The organism is Gordonia sp. IITR100 (assembly GCF_002009645.1).
GTDB lineage: Bacteria > Actinomycetota > Actinomycetes > Mycobacteriales > Mycobacteriaceae > Gordonia > Gordonia hongkongensis.
Genome location: NZ_MVKV01000020.1, coordinates 1 through 15577 on the forward strand (window position 1 = coordinate 1; position 15577 = coordinate 15577).

The 15577-nt window shown below is 64.1% G+C and carries 10 protein-coding genes and 3 pseudogenes; 7 read left to right on the plus strand and 6 right to left on the minus strand.

Features of this window, described 5'->3' with window-relative positions; translation table 11 throughout:
• Positions 1 to 107: 107 nt before the first annotated feature.
• Positions 108 to 335 (plus strand): annotated as a pseudogene (locus B1818_RS20565) (nuclear transport factor 2 family protein); the annotation flags it as partial.
• Positions 336 to 392: 57 nt separating this feature from the next.
• On the opposite strand, the gene B1818_RS20570 reads toward B1818_RS20565, so the two are convergent.
• The 4 genes from B1818_RS20570 to B1818_RS20585 all read right to left on the minus strand — a co-directional run bounded on the left by B1818_RS20570 (position 393) and on the right by B1818_RS20585 (position 3672).
• On the minus strand, positions 393 to 998 hold the full coding sequence (locus B1818_RS20570; RefSeq protein WP_058250487.1) for a trans-aconitate 2-methyltransferase: 606 nt from the start codon (positions 996 to 998) through the stop codon (positions 393 to 395).
• 71 nt (positions 999 to 1069) lie between these two features.
• Complete coding sequence (locus B1818_RS20575) at positions 1070 to 1588, minus strand: hypothetical protein (RefSeq protein ID WP_139114189.1); 519 nt, start codon at positions 1586 to 1588, stop codon at positions 1070 to 1072.
• Positions 1589 to 1740: 152 nt separating this feature from the next.
• A complete protein-coding gene (locus tag B1818_RS20580) occupies positions 1741 to 2370 on the minus strand; it encodes a uracil-DNA glycosylase (protein WP_058250489.1) in 630 nt (209 codons plus the stop codon).
• Between the two features lie 9 nt (positions 2371 to 2379).
• The gene (locus tag B1818_RS20585) at positions 2380 to 3672 is read right to left on the minus strand and encodes a hypothetical protein (protein ID WP_058250490.1); all 1293 of its coding nucleotides are present in this window, start codon (positions 3670 to 3672) and stop codon (positions 2380 to 2382) included.
• A 312-nt stretch (positions 3673 to 3984) separates the two neighbouring features.
• Here B1818_RS20585 and B1818_RS24775 point away from each other — a divergent pair.
• Positions 3985 to 4413, plus strand: a pseudogene (locus tag B1818_RS24775) (exonuclease domain-containing protein); the annotation flags it as partial.
• 198 nt (positions 4414 to 4611) lie between these two features.
• Positions 4612 to 5769, plus strand: a complete 1158-nt coding sequence (locus B1818_RS20590; RefSeq protein WP_331456747.1) for a TerD family protein — start codon at positions 4612 to 4614, stop codon at positions 5767 to 5769.
• Between the two features lie 92 nt (positions 5770 to 5861).
• On the opposite strand, the gene B1818_RS20595 is transcribed toward B1818_RS20590, so the two are convergent.
• Positions 5862 to 6491: a DUF3558 family protein gene (locus B1818_RS20595; protein WP_078113838.1), complete on the minus strand. Its 630-nt coding sequence runs from the start codon at positions 6489 to 6491 to the stop codon at positions 5862 to 5864.
• Between the two features lie 308 nt (positions 6492 to 6799).
• The gene (locus B1818_RS20605; protein WP_078113839.1) at positions 6800 to 7399 is read right to left on the minus strand and encodes a DUF3558 family protein; all 600 of its coding nucleotides are present in this window, start codon (positions 7397 to 7399) and stop codon (positions 6800 to 6802) included.
• A gap of 740 nt (positions 7400 to 8139) precedes the next feature.
• Here B1818_RS20605 and B1818_RS20615 point away from each other — a divergent pair.
• The 4 genes and pseudogenes from B1818_RS20615 to B1818_RS24535 all read left to right on the plus strand — a co-directional run bounded on the left by B1818_RS20615 (position 8140) and on the right by B1818_RS24535 (position 15557).
• Positions 8140 to 8532 carry an SseB family protein gene (locus B1818_RS20615; RefSeq protein ID WP_058250493.1) on the plus strand — a complete coding sequence of 131 codons (393 nt, stop codon included), beginning with the start codon at positions 8140 to 8142 and terminating at the stop codon, positions 8530 to 8532.
• Positions 8529 to 9179 (plus strand): hypothetical protein, encoded by a 651-nt coding sequence (locus B1818_RS20620; protein WP_058250494.1) that lies wholly within the window; start codon positions 8529 to 8531, stop codon positions 9177 to 9179. The genes B1818_RS20615 and B1818_RS20620 overlap by 4 nt, the downstream gene beginning before the upstream one ends.
• Positions 9180 to 9893, plus strand: a pseudogene (locus B1818_RS24780) (putative T7SS-secreted protein); the annotation flags it as partial.
• A gap of 1632 nt (positions 9894 to 11525) precedes the next feature.
• Positions 11526 to 15557: an RHS repeat-associated core domain-containing protein gene (locus B1818_RS24535; protein WP_231742273.1), complete on the plus strand. Its 4032-nt coding sequence runs from the start codon at positions 11526 to 11528 to the stop codon at positions 15555 to 15557.
• The last annotated feature ends 20 nt before the right edge of the window (positions 15558 to 15577 follow it).

Sequence of the window (15577 nt, forward strand, 5' to 3'; positions counted from 1 at the left end):
TGACGCTTCCGTCCCGCCATGATCCCTATCGTCCCTTCTCCGCCCTCAACAGGGCAATCAGGACTCTAGAACCACCCAGACCGGTTCACGGGGGACACGCCACCAACACCAGCGAGACGACTGCGACGGGGCGATGGTCGTTGCGCTTCCGACAGGTGAACCTGCTCGACCGTACCGAGACGGTCATGCTGGGGGAGTACGACGACGAGTACGTCGTCGAAGACGGCGAGTGGAAGATCGCCGCGTCGAAGCTGACTGAACGCTGGCGGATGCGGCAGCCACTGTCGCCTGACGTCGAGATCACTGAGGGGACGTTCGGGACCGCCGACGGCTGATTCGGGTGTCGCTCATAGCTCTTGACGTTGGCATTACAGATGCCTAGCAGGTGACCTCTATGCGGGCCGCAGGATCGCTACGAGGAAATCCGACTTGTCGGTGAACGGGCGGACGTCCCAGGACTCCAGGAGCAGGTCCTGAGCGAAGCCGGCGGTGGCTGCGTTCTCGAGGAACTCGTCGAACGCGTAGTCCCGGCCGGCGCCGAACCCGATTACTGCACGGCCGTCGTTGCGGAGATGTGCGCGCAGTCGCTCGAGGACGGTGACGCGGGTGCTCTGCGCGAGGAACGCCATCACGTTGCCGGCCGAGACGATGAGGTTGAACGGTTCGTCGATGCCGCGGGCGGGGAGGTCGAGTTCGGCAAGGTCGTTCACCAGCCAGCGCGGGCCTGGGTGGTCTTCTTCAGCGGCCTGGATGAGGACCGGGTCGACGTCGACGCCGACGACGTCGTGTCCGACCTCGGCGAGGTACCCGCCCACGCGCCCCGGGCCACACCCGGCGTCGAGGATGCGGGACCCGCGCGACGCCATCGCGTCAATGAGCCGGGCCTCGCCGACAAGGTCGTTGCCCTCACGTGCCAGGGTGCGGAAGCGTTCGACATACCAGCTGGAGTGGTTGGGATCCGCGGCGGACTTCTGCATCCAGATGCTCTGTTCGACCATGCCCGCATTCTGCCAAACGCCGGAATCATCGACCGAGCCGAAACGCAGCGGGGCGTTGGCCGACTGTCAGGTCACTTCTGGCGGAAGTGGGGCGCTGAACGCGGATGCCAAAGGAGACTCAGTACGGCGACTTCGATGACCAACAGCAGGAGGTCGAGCGTGCTGGTCACTGACCTGTCATAGGTTGCTACGGACGTGATCCCGGAGGCGATGCCTACCGCGCCGATGACAGAGGCCGCCACGCGCGCCCAGCGGAAACCGCGCAGGTTGGTGTACGCAAGCAGTAGCCAGAGTCCGGCTAGAGCGAGGCAGGACGCGACGATCAAACCGGTCGCGACGTTGGTCCCGGTCTCGCTAGAGACACCTAGTGCGTCAGAGCTCCGATAAGTCGATCCGTCACTGAGGAGAACGGACTGCCGCAGACGTGCTTCTTCCCTGACTGCGTCGACCAACGAGAGCGCGTGAAACAAGCCGATGAGCTGGATGCTCGCTCCGGTGATCATCAGTCCGGTGGCCAGCCACACTGGGGACGGTGTGGACGCGGAACGTGTTCGCAACACGCGTTGCGCACAATGCGTGTCAGTCGTCATGCGATGACAATAGGGCGGTTCGACGGCAGCGAGAGATTCTGCTGCACAGCGCATTGGCCCATGCTGGTCGGAACCGTGTGGGCGTCCCGAAGCTACGACTGCACGCCGGTGGCGGAACGTCACCGGAGTCCTCATCCGTTCCAGGTGGGTACTCAGGCCAGCATGAGTCTCGTCGATACGTCGGCTATCGCGGCATCGAACCGCTCGCGCCCGCCCGCGGTGTTCAAGCCGCGCATCGAACAGTGCGGAATCTTGCCTGGCGGCACGTAGATGCCGGCGCGCGTGATGGATGCACGACGCCAACCATCGCGAGCGGAACCACCGAGAAGCAGGACGATCTCAAGCTTCGGGAGCAGGTTCACCACTTCCCGGGTCCAACGGGCCCCGCGCGCCCGCTCCGCCGGGGTCGATCCACCGTTCTTCACACCGGCAACCGGGAATGGCACCACGTTCCAGTGGACGACATCACCCCAGTCGACTCCGTGGCGGGCATACGCCTCGCGGCAGTTCCGCGCGGTCCGGTCGTCGTTGTCCAGACTCAAGAGACATGAGCCGCTGGTCGATTCGGCCTTGGTCGACGGGTTGTCCAGCAGGACGAGCATGCGAGCGTTCACACCGCCGGTGTCGGGGTCGACGTAGGGCACCTCACCTCGACGTAGGCCTTCGGTGTCGACTACCCGATCGGCGAGTTCGTTGAGTGGCGCTACGTGGGGTTCCCGAATCCGCGCCATCTTCGCCGCGACCACATTGGGGTCCGCGTTGCGTCCGTTCACCGGCCCCATCGTTGACCCCTACGAGGCGATCGCAGGAAAGACGATCACCGAACCGTCCTTCTCCTGGACCATGTCGATGGTGACCTCCGACTGCCGTCCAGCAATCTGTGCTGTCTGCCCGAGATCGCGCAAGCGACGCGTTGTGTTCAGCAGTTTGTCCACCTCGCCGGAGGAGAACATGATGTCGCGGATGCCGTGAGACCGGTCAAGTTGCAGCGCTGACAGGCGAAGCAAGACGCCGTCAAGGCGGCGATCGATTGCTTCGATATCTTGTTGCTCCTTATGCAGCACCGCAGCGAAGCGTTCGAACGGATTCCCTTCCGACAACTGCGCGTGCTCCACCGCTTGGAGAACGATGACTCGCCGCTTCATCGCGATAGCAAGCTGGGCAAGCTCGACGTGGACGTAGAACTCGCTGTCTGCTGCCTCGACACCCGGGATCGCCTTCGCAAGGTGGTTCAGTTCGACCTTGTCACTGTCAAACGTCTGCAGGGCCTTCTCCCACCTGGCGATTCGGGATGCGGCTTTCGACACGGCGTTCTCGATCGCGAACACCGCGGAGTCCAGTCCCAGGGTCACTCCGATGCGCCCTTCGTCGAGCACGATCGAGGTCGCCTTCTGGATAGCACCCCGGCAGGCCTCCAACGCGTGCCGCTCGGACTCTAGATTGTCGGCGACAAGCTTCTCGAGTAGTTCAGTGATCCGTTCGAGGGTCTTTTGGCGCTGCTGGTCGGCGTATGCGCTCACGCCCACAGCTACAGCCATCAAGACCAGGGGAGCGGCGACGGTCAGCGCACCGGCGCCGGCGGCGGCAACTCCCGCCGTCGTCGCCGATCCTGTCGCGGCACCCGCCGCGGCGGCCTTTCCCGCAGTGACAGGTACGAAGGATGCTTGCGCGGCGATCTTGGACCCATTCGTGAGCGCGCTGTGCACGCCGCCCGCGACGGTCGACGACGCCATCGGCTTGACCATGCCGCCAGCTACCTGTGCCGCAACCTTGGTCGGCAGGACCATGCGGTACAGCGTTTCACCGCCGTCCGTAACGACCTTGGGCGTACTCTTCACCAGCTGAGACAACTGCTGCGCCAAAGGACTCACGCCGTGCAGGTGGATACCCTTCGACCGATCGAGTGACTCGGGCGCCGCATGAGCCTCCAGCGTCGTCAGGGGCGTCTCGCTGAACTCAGCGAGCGCACGGCGAAGGCCCGCGAGCCGATCAGGAGTCAGCGCTGTGTCGCTCAGGACTGCGGGGATATCCGCCTCATCTGTGGCCAGCGTCCACACCGGTACCTGGACGAGTTCGTTGGACATCGGACCTCCATCTGCGTGGGAACGAACCGAATGTATCGGACATGGCCGACACCGTCGCGGTTGGTCCGAACGGACTACAACGCCTCGCGTGTTGGATGGACACCCGTCACCAGGTCGCGGAAGCAGTAGGCCCGCAGACGAATCGAGTTCTGTGCCGAACTTGTGGTTCGAATCCTCGGTTCGCCTCCCGTCGGTTGGCCAACCGCTACAGTGACCGAGTTGTCCGGATGCGCCTTGCGCCCAGGGCCCATCCGCTGGCCGAGGATCCGCCTGCCGGATGCACCGGTCGAGCTGTCGAATGCGGGGTTTGCTGTGTCATCTGTAGGGCGAGGTTGGACGCTTGTCGACGTCGAGACGTCCGGATTGAGTTCGCGTCAGCACCGTGTACTCAGTTTGGCCGCGATCGCGTTGGACGCAAACGGACACGTAGTCGGCGAGTACTCGTCGTTGTTCAACCCCGGGTGCGATCCGGGTCCCGTTCACATCCATCGCCTTACGCGCGAGCGTCTCAACGGTTCGCCGACCTTTGACTCTGCACTGGAGCACCTACGCGAACTACTCGAAGGTCGGACGCTGGTTGCGCACAACGCGGTCTTCGACCACGGCTTCCTCGTCGAGGAGGCGCGACGAGCAGGGGCTACTCTCCCGATCACTCATCGTTTGTGCACCATCACCTTGACGCGGCGGCTCCAATTGGACGTCCCCAACGCCAAACTCTCGACACTTGCTCAACACCGGTCGGTCCCACAACGAGCCGCCCACGACGCCGGCGATGACGTGCGAACCTTGCTGGAGGTGTTTCGACGGAGTACCGGCCTTGCGAGCACTTTGGGATTGCCACTGCCCGTCGTCGCGTGCGGTGCTGCGACTCGCGCGTATCCAGACAAGGTCACCAGAGTGCCTTGTCCGTGGACCGACCCCGGCCGTTATGACTCGGCTGTGGGACTGATCCAGGGCACCAAAGTCGTGATCACGGGATCGACGCATGCGCCTCGCCTCGAGCTGGCTCGCCGTCTGGCCGATGCAGGATTGGACGTGATGAACGCGGTGAGCGGCAAGACGGGGTTGCTAGTCGCCAATCCCGGGGCACCGGACAGCCGCAAGTTGCAGCGCGCCCAAGAACTGGGAATCCCATTGGTTGATGAAGCGACTGCGATCTCGTTGGCCGAGCGCGTCGTGCCCGGCACACTGAAATCAGTTCCGGTGATAGAGGTCATTTCCTCGCCGGCCCGGACTCGCGAGACACCCCCGCCACGGGCGTCGAGTTCACTGCCATGGTCCGGTCGACGGGTTCTCGTGCTGGGAGGACTCCACAGCGACGCGACGGCGGTGCGGGCACGTCTTGTCCAGCTTGGTGCTGTGCCCGCCATCAACTTGACGGCCGCAGTCACGCACGTTCTTGTGCTGAGCGGGGGAGAAGCCGATGGTCGCTTTGCGAGAGCGCGGGATCGGGGTCTCCCGACCCTTGAGGCCCATCATGTCTCGGGTGTCGCGGACACCAGCGACCCTGCTATAGCTGAACCGCAGGGCGTCGATGACGGAAGCACGGAAACGAGTCCCGCGCCGACTTCGTTGTCCTCTGGCGCAGTCGTCGACATCCCGCAGGAGATGGATGGGTTTACAGTCAACGTCGCGTGGACGTCTACGCACGGCATCTCGTCCCGCGGCCCCGAAGTCGACGTCGTCGCATTCGAGTTGGCGGGTGACGGGAGAGTCCCGTCAGACGATGAGTTCGTCTTCTATAACCAACCGGCCAGTCCAGATGGTGTCGCACGACTGTCGATCGACGGTGACCGCGAGCAAGGCCTCAGCATCGACCTCGCCGCGGCTCCAGACGAGATCGAGCGAATCACGATTGGTGCCGCAATCGACGGCGACGCAACCTTCGGGGATGTCGGCGCTATCTCAGTGACTGTTGACGCAGCCGAATTCACCTTCGCAACAGCAGTTTTAGACGCCGCGACGACTGAACGATCGATGATCATCGCGGAGATCTATCGACGAAATGGCCTGTGGCGCTTTCGCGCAGTCGGCCAGGGCTACGACGACGGCCTCGCCGAGTTCGCAATTCGGCATGGGGTGGAGATTGAGGAGTGACAGCAATGGAGAAGGGCGATCCCGGCGCGCGTACGAGTTACTGACTGCCGCTAGAGCGACCACTCGCCCCCAGGCTCTGAACACCAGGGCCGCTAGGGCGGAATCTGATTCATCGTTGCTCTTAGGAAGTCTGTCGCGACTTCGCATACGGCCTGTGTAGGGGGCGGTTCCAGATCAAACCTGCTAACCGTAGTTACTACTACCGCGCTACCCGACTGAATGTAGACCGAGCAAGCTCCGGCACCGATCGAACTCACAAGGACTCGTCGCCCGTTCAGGGAAGTATCTGGAAACCAGGTCTTGCCTGCCAGATTCAGCGCCTTGTGCCCCGTCAACCCTTCGGAGCGACGAATGATGTCCCCCACGAACTGTGCAACGAAGGACATGTCGTCGTCGCTGTACTTCCATCGGCATCCTCTAGCCGTCTGGAAGTCGGATCCGGCCATGTCAGCTGCGGAATCTACAACTAGACCGAACTGACGCAGCGTTTTATTCGAAACCTGAGTACAGGGCTCGTAGGGTGACCCGTCATTATTGATGCTCCAGCGATTGGGAAACTTCGTTTCGAAGGGCAGATGCCTCCCGGCGTCATCAGTTTGCCTGATTGCCGCGGTCGGGGTTGATTGCACTGTTGACTGAGTGGATACCGATTGAGGTGCCCCACGGGTGGTGCACCCAACGAGGGCGGCACCAAGCATCAGGAGACAAATACTCCGGTACATACACCTACGCCTTCAGATCGCCGGCGCTTGCGCGTCGGTCTCGTCTATCGCCTGACCCGCGATCTGACACTGTTCGCCGAGAGCTCGAGCGAGCGTGGCCTGGCGCTTGCACTGGTCAGCGAGTGATGCGACCGCTGGAACCAACAGCCCATAGAACCGTTCTCCCTCGACGCAGTCACCGAAGTATAATTCCAGCACCTGGCGCTAGACATTTCTGCGACTTTTTAAGCCGGTCGTCCCTCGTTTTGTCAGCAAGAGCTCCCAAGGGCGACCGAATAGTTGCTGCGCAATCGGGTGGCCGGAATGCCTCAAATCGGAATCTGGTCGAGTGTCGCACGGAGGAAATCGACGGCAATGTCGCAAGTTTGGCGAGTCGGCGGCGGCGGGTCGGCTCCTAGCCGAAGCACCGAGGTAATGACGACGGCGTCTCCCGAACGAACTATGGCCCCGCACTCTGCGTCCATATATGACCCAACTAGGACGGGTCGGCCATCAATCTCCGTGTCCATAAACCATGTCGTGCTCGATGAGTACATCCCCTTGTATCCACCGAGACCCTCCGGTGGCCGGATCAAGTTGCCCACAGACTGGGCGAGTGAAGAACGACGATCATCTTGGAACCTCCACCGACATCCGCGGGCGGTCTGGAAGTCCGACGCAGCAACGTCCGAGACGGTCGACTCCTCTAGACCGAACTCACGGACAACGGTCACGGGAATCTGAGTACACGGTTCGTATGAACTGCCGTCGTTATTAATGTTCCATCGGTTCGGGAAATTCGTCTCGAATGGCAGCGTGCGTCCGAAGTTATCGGTTTGTCGGATCGGCGCAGACATGCTGGATGACGACGAGTCGGCGGACGATGGGACGGGCACCGGTGTTCCATTTACCGCGCAGGCGCCGAACATCGGACCGGCCAGTGCAACGATCGCTACTGCTACCGCACCCTCTCTAAGTTGCAAAGTCGGCCGCACCCTCCATATCAACCTGCTCGATTGATGTCGCGGCCGCACGGCATCGTTCGCCGAGCGCTGAAGCCCTGTACACGCCGCGGGTAAGGTCGCTCGACAGCTGAGCCGTCGCACGTGTCAGACCGTCGAAAACACCCTCACCTTCGCGACAGTCGCCAAAATAGTTCGAGCGAAGAATGCCATTAAGCCCCTCAAGGGCGGAAGTCAGATCGCTAGTTACCTGCTCAGCCACAGCAGCCCGACGCTCCCAGTCAGCTCGCTCTGATCGCAGTACAGTTCCTCGACCGTGCGGGCTGACGGGCGTTTCCGGGACGGCCTGGGGCAGCAGAGAGTCGTCGGCGAATGGCGTGCTCATGGGTCCCCCTCCCGGTGACGGACCCTTGCTGGGGCCGACTCGTCGAACAGACTAGTACGACGCGGGGTCATTGTGACGGGGGCCGCCGAGTTGTGGACGAACTCGCGACATGTGCGTAGTGGGGGGTTCTCGTCCACTCAACACAGGGGCTTAGAGCAGAAACGAGATTCCGGAGTCTTCGCGGACAGAAATGGGACGGCACCCAACCTGGCGTGTCACCGCGAATACGGGTTCAGCCGACCTGTGGACACCACCGCGAGAACTCCAGCTTCATGATCTAGCATCAACCGGCACACGGTGATGACTGCGGGGGAGTCCGGTGATGACGACATATGTCGATGAGGTGCGGGCGTATTTGTCCGGTTTCGGCGATCCACCTCGGCTTTACGATGCCCTCCGCGATGCCACACTCGCCGTTCCTCTCGACCTCCACGGACGACTGTTCACGCTGGTGGAGGCCGGTATCCCCTGGATGCTGGCGTTCACGACGCCGGAACGCCTGCGTGACTTCGCCGAGCTCACCGACCGCAGCCTGGACGAGGTCCGCTACCTCGACGTTCTCGGTCATGTGCTGATCGACCGAGTCCTCGACCAAGCCCCCGAACCCACCGGCCTAGTCGTCGATCCTGCGACACCTTCGGCGATGACGTTCCCGCCATCCCGCGAGCTAACACCGCACTGCTACTACGACGATGAGGGCGAGGTAGTCCGATGATTGAGAATCTGCGCGTCGACCCCGAAGTCCTGACAACGGCCAGCGCTGGTATCAACGGCGTGATCAACGGCCTCGCCGATACGGGCGTCGGTTCGGACTACAGTGCCGCGATCGGCCGCGGATACGGCGACCTCGACCTCAACGGTGGGACGATCGGCCATGCCGACCCCAAGAGCGGCCTCGAAGAGTACTGCTCCCGTTGGGAGTGGGGTGTTAGAGCGCTCGTGATTGGCGCGGCCCAGATCTCGATTGGCCTCGAACTCGGCGCTAGCTACTACGAACGCGAGGAGAAGTGGTCGGGTGACCAGCTCAAGAATTACGCGATGGATCTGTTCGGCGACCCCAGTCTTCAGCCGGAAGACATCGAAGGAAAGTCGTGGGACGAGCTCATCGAGCACAACCGCGATGCTCTCACCGACCCGAAATGGGCATTGACGCCGGAGGAGATGGAGAATCACAGGAAGTTTGCCGAGGAGAACAGAACGTCCTTCATCGAGGACCTGAAGACCTTCGGTCACCACTGGGTCGATCCGTCGTCGCTTATAACCGACACGATCGACGGCTTCGAGCGCGACGGGTTCACCGCAGACTCACCTAGCGGCCCTGGCGCCGAGGGTCATTCCGATCCTGCGCCGGACGGCAACTAGATGGGCCTGTTCGATCCACTCGAGGGCGGCAAGGAGTTCTTGGGCGGGTTAGTCGACGGCGCCACGGACATCATTGGCGGCGGCCTCCGCGCTATCGGTCTCGACAGCATTGCGACCGGCGTCGAGGACCTCGGGGACGAAGTCGCGGACTCCCTGGGCGCAATGCCCGACGAGGAGGAGCTGGGGAGAACAAAGGACCCCAGAGAACTGGTCCTCGGCGAACCCGCCGCGATCGCCTCTATGGCAGACAGGTTCAGTGGCTTCGCAGATAGCTTTGGCGCTGCTGGTGCAGGCTTAAGAGGGGTGTCGGTCGGGGACTGGTCCGGCACCGGCGAATCAGGGTTTCGTGACGCGATAGCGAGCCAGGTACCACAATGGTTCGCTGCAGCCGACGCCGCGAACAAGGCAGCTGCAGCACTGACCGGTTGGGCCGGCGTCGTCACCTTCGCGCAGCAAAAGGCCGCCGAGGCCATCCGAATCTGGGAAGAGGGCGAGCGCAAGCAGGACGAATGGGCCAAGAAGGCCACGATCTACAACGAGGAACTGGACGACTACCAGCACGATCGACGTGACACGCCGCCCACTCATCCGGGACCAAACCCGTTTCCCGGTTACAAAGCCGAGGCACAGCGAGTCCTGAAGATCGGACGAGACCATCGCAACTCGTCCGCCCCGGGCGTAAAGGCCGAACTAAGCGATGCGGCAAACATGGCGCCGCCGATGCCGTCGGCGTTGGACCAGGCCAAGATGGGCGCGAAAGACATTGCGACGGCAGGAATCACAGGTGTCGTCCATTACGGAGGCGGTCTAGCCGGCTCCGCGACCGAGCTTGTCAAAGGACTCACCATGCTGAGCCCGCAGAATCCTTACAACATCGCCAACCCGCATCAGTATCTGCGCAATTCGGCGAGCGTGATCATGGGCATCACCGACCAGGTTGCCAACCCTGACGAGTTCGTCCGAAGCCTCGCCGGAGGGGGATGGTCAACTGATCCAGCCGAGTCGCTGGGGAACTTGATCGGGACGGTGGCTGGATCTGTGGCACCGGTGCCGAAGGGTGCCAACGTCTTGTCCGGGCTGACGAAACCCGGTCGTCACGCGACCCCGTCACCCAGCCCCTCGCCGTCCAGACCAGACGCGCCCGCCGGGCGTCCGCTCCCGTCGCCCGTGCCGCAGGGATCGTCGCCGAACACGCCTGGCGCCAGCCCCAGTGCCGACCTACCTGGACGACAAGGTCCCGACCTCGCCGTCGACCACAATGCGCCTCCGGTCCCCAGAGCTGACGGTCCCGCGCCGGACGCTCCGGCCCCCGAACCACCTGCGCCCGCCGGCTCACCGAATCCAGCTACCACTCCCGACGCCGGCACACCATCGCCGGGCGCCGTCGACACTCCGCCCAGCGGGGGAGCGCCTGAACCGCCTGCACCACGCCCTGACGCAGCATCCCCGGACCAGCCCGTTGCCGGCGGACCTGTCGGCGGCCCCGGCCCGCACACACCCGGTCCCGAGACCCCCGCGCCCACTCCGAATCCCGAGCCCACTCCCTCGCCCGTTTCCGACGGACCGGGATCACCCACGCCGGGACCCACGGACAATCCCTCTGGACCACGAAACCTGGGCGACGACGACCCGCCCGGACCCAACCGCGGCGACACCACCACTCCCGCAGCCGCACCCGGTGGCGACCACTCACCCGGCCAGTCCACTCCCGGACACAACGCCGTCGACCGCGATGGCGCACCGAACCCGACGCACCATGAACCGTCGGTGCCCAAGCCCGACGAGCCCGTCGTCGACCGGAACCCGACCCGGCACGACGAGCCGACGAGCGGGCACCCGCCTAAAGCCGACGAACCAGCAAGTCCGACAACACCTCACACGCGACCCGACCCAGACGCGCCTGGTCCACGCCCCACGCCGGGGTCGATCCATCCCGACGCGCCGACGACTCGACCCGACGTCGTCGAGACCCCGACGCGCACGCCCGAACACGCTGACACCCCTGCAACCGGACCCGTAGCACCGGTCGCCGGGCACCCTCCGGTGTCGACGCCACATGCCACACCCGATCCCGCGCAAACGAAACCCGCTCCGACGCCGGCTGGTCCCGTCGCCCCGGCGCGTGCGGATGCTCCCACGACACCTCCGCGCGCACCCGATCACACCCCGGACCGCACGCCGCCTGCGCGCACCACACCGGAATCGACGACACCGCGCGACGCAGACCGCGGCCGCCCGGTTCCGTCGAACACCCATCACGTGCCCGAACCCGCCGCGCGGAACACGCCGGATACAACACCCAACCCGCCGCGCACCGGACCTGACGACCGGCCAATCCCGCCGACAGTGATTCCCGACCGCCCGTTCACACCGGAGCGCCCGTCACCGGCCGGCCCACGCCCGGCGAGCCCCGATGCACCGTCGTCTCCGCGCGACCCCGCCCCAGGTAATCGACCCGACGGCGACAACCCGGACGTCGATAACTCCGCCCCGGACAACGACACCGGCGAACCGATCGACCCCGCTCACCCCGAACGCACCGACGCGGGCTCGACGGAACGTGCCGACACCAGCGAGGGCAACGAGACGCCCGAGCAGTGTCGGAGCAACGGCGAACCCGTCAACGTCGCGACCGGCGAATACTTCCTTCCCCTGACCGACGTCGACCTTCCCGGCGTCCTGCCGCTCCGACTGACCCATCGACATCGGTCGCGGTATCGGTGGGGTCGATGGCTCGGACCGACGACACCGTCGACCTTCGACGCCCGCGCCATCGTCTCCGACGACCTGGTGACCATCGTCGACGCAGACGGCACGATGACGAATTTCCCGAAGCCGCAGAATGACTCCGTGTCGCGGAGCGTGAACGACACCGACTGGGAACTGCGAGCAACGGCGACAGACGGCTACCAGCTGACCCATGTCCGCACGCTCATCAGCTGGTTCTACATCCCCATCCCGGAGCTCAACGGCGTCGACGTCGCGGCCGGGAGCATCGCCGTCTCCGCGATGACCGACCGGCATCACAACCGCATCCGCTTCGTCTTCGACGAGCACGGAAGACCCTCGGCGGTTGAGCATTCCGCCGGTTACCGTATCGATGTGCAGTGCGACGGCGCTCGAATCCTCGGCTACCGCCTGGTTGCCGGGGTGGACGGCGTTCCGGCCGACCAGCAACTGTGCACCTTCACCTACCACCGCGGCCATCTAGCCGCGTCGACCAACGCCGTCGGAGCGACAACGCGTTTCGGCTATGACGACGCCGGGCGGATGACCTGGTGGCGCGACTCGATCGGGATGGAGTACTGGAACCGGTACGACGACCTGGGTCGTGTGACCATCCAGTCCGGCATGAACGGGGTGTGGTCCGGGCGGTTCGACTACCAGCTCCGGACGGCGGGCCCCGGGTCGATGACGACCTACACCGACGCCGTCGGCGCGACGACGCTGTACGGCATCGATGCCGACAATCGGGTGCGGCAGGAGATCGACGCGCTGGGTCGGATCACCAGGATCGACTACAACGACAGTCGACAACCTATGGTGCTCTCCGGTGCAGATGGACTCTCGACACGACTGCACTACAACGCTTTCGGTGATGTCGAGCGGATCGTCGGACCCGACGGCGCAGCGACGGAAGTGAGTTACGCGGGTCCGGGACGGCCGGATCGGATCGTCGAACCGGGCCCGGTCACCACGCGTATCGCGTACACCGACAGTGGAAGTCCGCTGACGGTGACCGACAATGCCGGCGCGGTCACGTCGTACACCTACGACGAACACGGCGCACTGACGTCGCTCACGGATCCCGACGGCGTGATGGTTCGCTACCGCAACAACGCGGCCGGACTACCCACCGAGATCATCGACATGCTCGGCAACACGACGCGGATCGCGTTCGACGCGTTCGGGCGGCCGGTCGAGGTCGTCGACGCCGAGGGCGCCAGAACCACCGTCGGGTACGACGCGATGGGCAACCGGACCAGTCTCATCGCTCCCGATGGTGGACAGTCGCGGTGGGAGTACGACGGCGAGGGCAATTGCGTCGCCTACGTCGATCCCGTCGGCGCGACCACGCGTTGGGAGTACGGCCACTACGACCTGCCGGTCGCGCGGATCGATGCGGATGGTTCGCGAACCGCGTTCACCTATGACACCGCACGACGGCTCGTCGCTGTCACCAACCCCGACGGTCTGGTGTGGAGCTACTCGTACAACCCGGACGGCTCGCTGCAGTCCGAGATCGACTTCAACAACGCGACAACGACTTACACTTACGACGCGGGCGGACGGCTCGCTACGCGGACGAACGCGGCCGGGCAGACTGTAGCGTTCGAGTACGACGCAGCCGGTCGTGTTGTCGCTGAACGCAGTTCGGACCCGGTCAGCCCCGACTTCGACGGGGAAGTCACCGAGTACAGCTACGATTCCGCCGGGCGACCGGAGAGTGTCGTCGGCGCGTTCGGGCGGTGGCACTCGACGTATACGTCGGCGGGAATGCCGCTATTGACCGGCGTGAACGACGGATCCGCGGACTGGGTGATCGAGTCTGGTTGGACGGGCGCGGGGCGTTCGGCATCGGTGACGACGCCGACGGCGGTACACACACGCTACGGGTACGACCCGCGCGGCGTGCTCGACTTCATTTCGACGGCGGGTCGTACGTGTGACATCACCACCGACGCGTCCGGTCGCGAGCAGCGCCGACGCTTCGAGGGCACGGCCATCGATTCGTCGTGGGATCCGGTCGGACGGCTCATCGGGCGGTCGATTGCGACGGTCTCTGTCAATCCTTCGACGCTGAACCTCGGTTCGAGTGGATCGGCCGGCGGGAGACCGGAACGCACCGTCGCACGAGCCGAGTACACCTACCGCGCCGACGGCATCCTGACCGCTTCGACGACGACGCTCGCCAATCGCGGCCGGACCGACTACCAGGTCGATGTACTTGGACGGATCACTGCGGCGGTCGGTGTGTCCAACTCGGAGCAATTGACCTACGACGCGACCGGCAACATCACCGATTACGGGATCACGGGCTCGCGTCCAGCGACCGCTCAGCCCGCGTCCCCTGAGGTGCTAGGCGCTAGCCGAGCCTCGAAGGGCCCCCGCTGGCAATACTCCGGCACCCTGCTCGTCGACGACGGCCGGACGTCGTACCGGTACGATCGCGCCGGCCGCCTCACCACGATGAGTCGCAGGCGATTGTCGCGCAAACCCGATGTGTGGCATTACGTCTGGGACGCTCACGATCGGCTACGCAGCGTTACCACTCCCGACGGGACGACCTGGACGTACACGTACGACCACTTGGGACGTCGACTGAGCAAGACCAACACGGCAACCGGAGCGGTCACCCGGTTCCACTGGCACGGCGAGCAGCTGGTCGAACAGACGGAGTCAGTGCCGGATGCACCGGACGCCGGAAGAAACGCTGGAGTAACGGCGACTACCTGGACGTTCGCGCGCTACGCGTACACACCTATGGCGCAGACACGCAGTACAGAATTGATCACCGCCACGGAAGATGCTGACTCAAGAAACCGCGCACCCGACGCCGACGTGAGCCTGAGCCTCGGGTCACCTACGGTCGCGCCGTCCAGGCCGGTCGAGTGGACCCAAACCGAAGTCGATCGAGAGTTCTTCGCGATCGTCACTGATCAGATCGCGACACCGACAGCACTTATCGACCCGCGCACCGGGGAAGTCGCCGGGCACGCGGCGCGAACGCTCTACGGCGAGAGCACGTGGGTTGGCTTGTCAACGCCGTGGGCGTTCCCCGGTCAGTACGCGGATGATGAGAGCGGCCTTCACTACAACCGGTACCGGCACTACCATCCCGGAAGTGGGCGATACATAAGTCCAGATCCGCTGGGATTGGCACCTGCGCCGAATCCGCACACCTATCCCGCGAACCCAGCGTCAAACTGCGACCCAACAGGCTTGACGCCTTGCGATGGTGCCGAGACTGTACGTAAATATGGACCGCACGAGGTTGGTCCCCTTCCACCAGACACGGTTCAGACGTTTCGTGGAGGTGTGTACACGGAGAAGATCACAACGGAACCCCTGATCCTGCACCGCGCCCACACCGCTGGGAAGAGCCGTGTCGGCGGTTTCTGGTCGCGAGATATGCCACAAGGGCCAATGCAGACGCAAATGGACAGCGCCTTGAATCCGAAGTGGGGAAACCAAGCAAACGCGGTGAGCTCGATCGAAGTTCCCGTCGGCACAAGGTTCTTCGAGGGTTCAGTCGAGTTGCAAGAGTTGGGTTCGACCGGAACCCATATTCCTTCCGGGGGCGGCGTGCTACTGGGTGGAGGCAACCAGATCGTATTCGCGCCACGCTTCCACGTGCCTGAGGCATGGTTGCAGTAAAGTGATTGGTCGAAGTACAG

Excerpts from the sequence above, each read along its gene's own strand:
- B1818_RS20570 (WP_058250487.1), bottom strand. The coding sequence starts at position 998 with ATGGTCGAACAGAGCATCTGGATGCAGAAGTCCGCCGCGGATCCCAAC.
- B1818_RS20575 (WP_139114189.1), bottom strand. The coding sequence starts at position 1,588 with ATGACGACTGACACGCATTGTGCGCAACGCGTGTTGCGAACACGTTCC.
- B1818_RS20580 (WP_058250489.1), bottom strand. The coding sequence starts at position 2,370 with ATGGGGCCGGTGAACGGACGCAACGCGGACCCCAATGTGGTCGCGGCG.
- B1818_RS20585 (WP_058250490.1), bottom strand. The coding sequence starts at position 3,672 with ATGTCCAACGAACTCGTCCAGGTACCGGTGTGGACGCTGGCCACAGAT.
- B1818_RS20595 (WP_078113838.1), bottom strand. The coding sequence starts at position 6,491 with ATGTACCGGAGTATTTGTCTCCTGATGCTTGGTGCCGCCCTCGTTGGG.
- B1818_RS20605 (WP_078113839.1), bottom strand. The coding sequence starts at position 7,399 with ATGTTCGGCGCCTGCGCGGTAAATGGAACACCGGTGCCCGTCCCATCG.
- B1818_RS20615 (WP_058250493.1), top strand. The coding sequence starts at position 8,140 with ATGACGACATATGTCGATGAGGTGCGGGCGTATTTGTCCGGTTTCGGC.
- B1818_RS20620 (WP_058250494.1), top strand. The coding sequence starts at position 8,529 with ATGATTGAGAATCTGCGCGTCGACCCCGAAGTCCTGACAACGGCCAGC.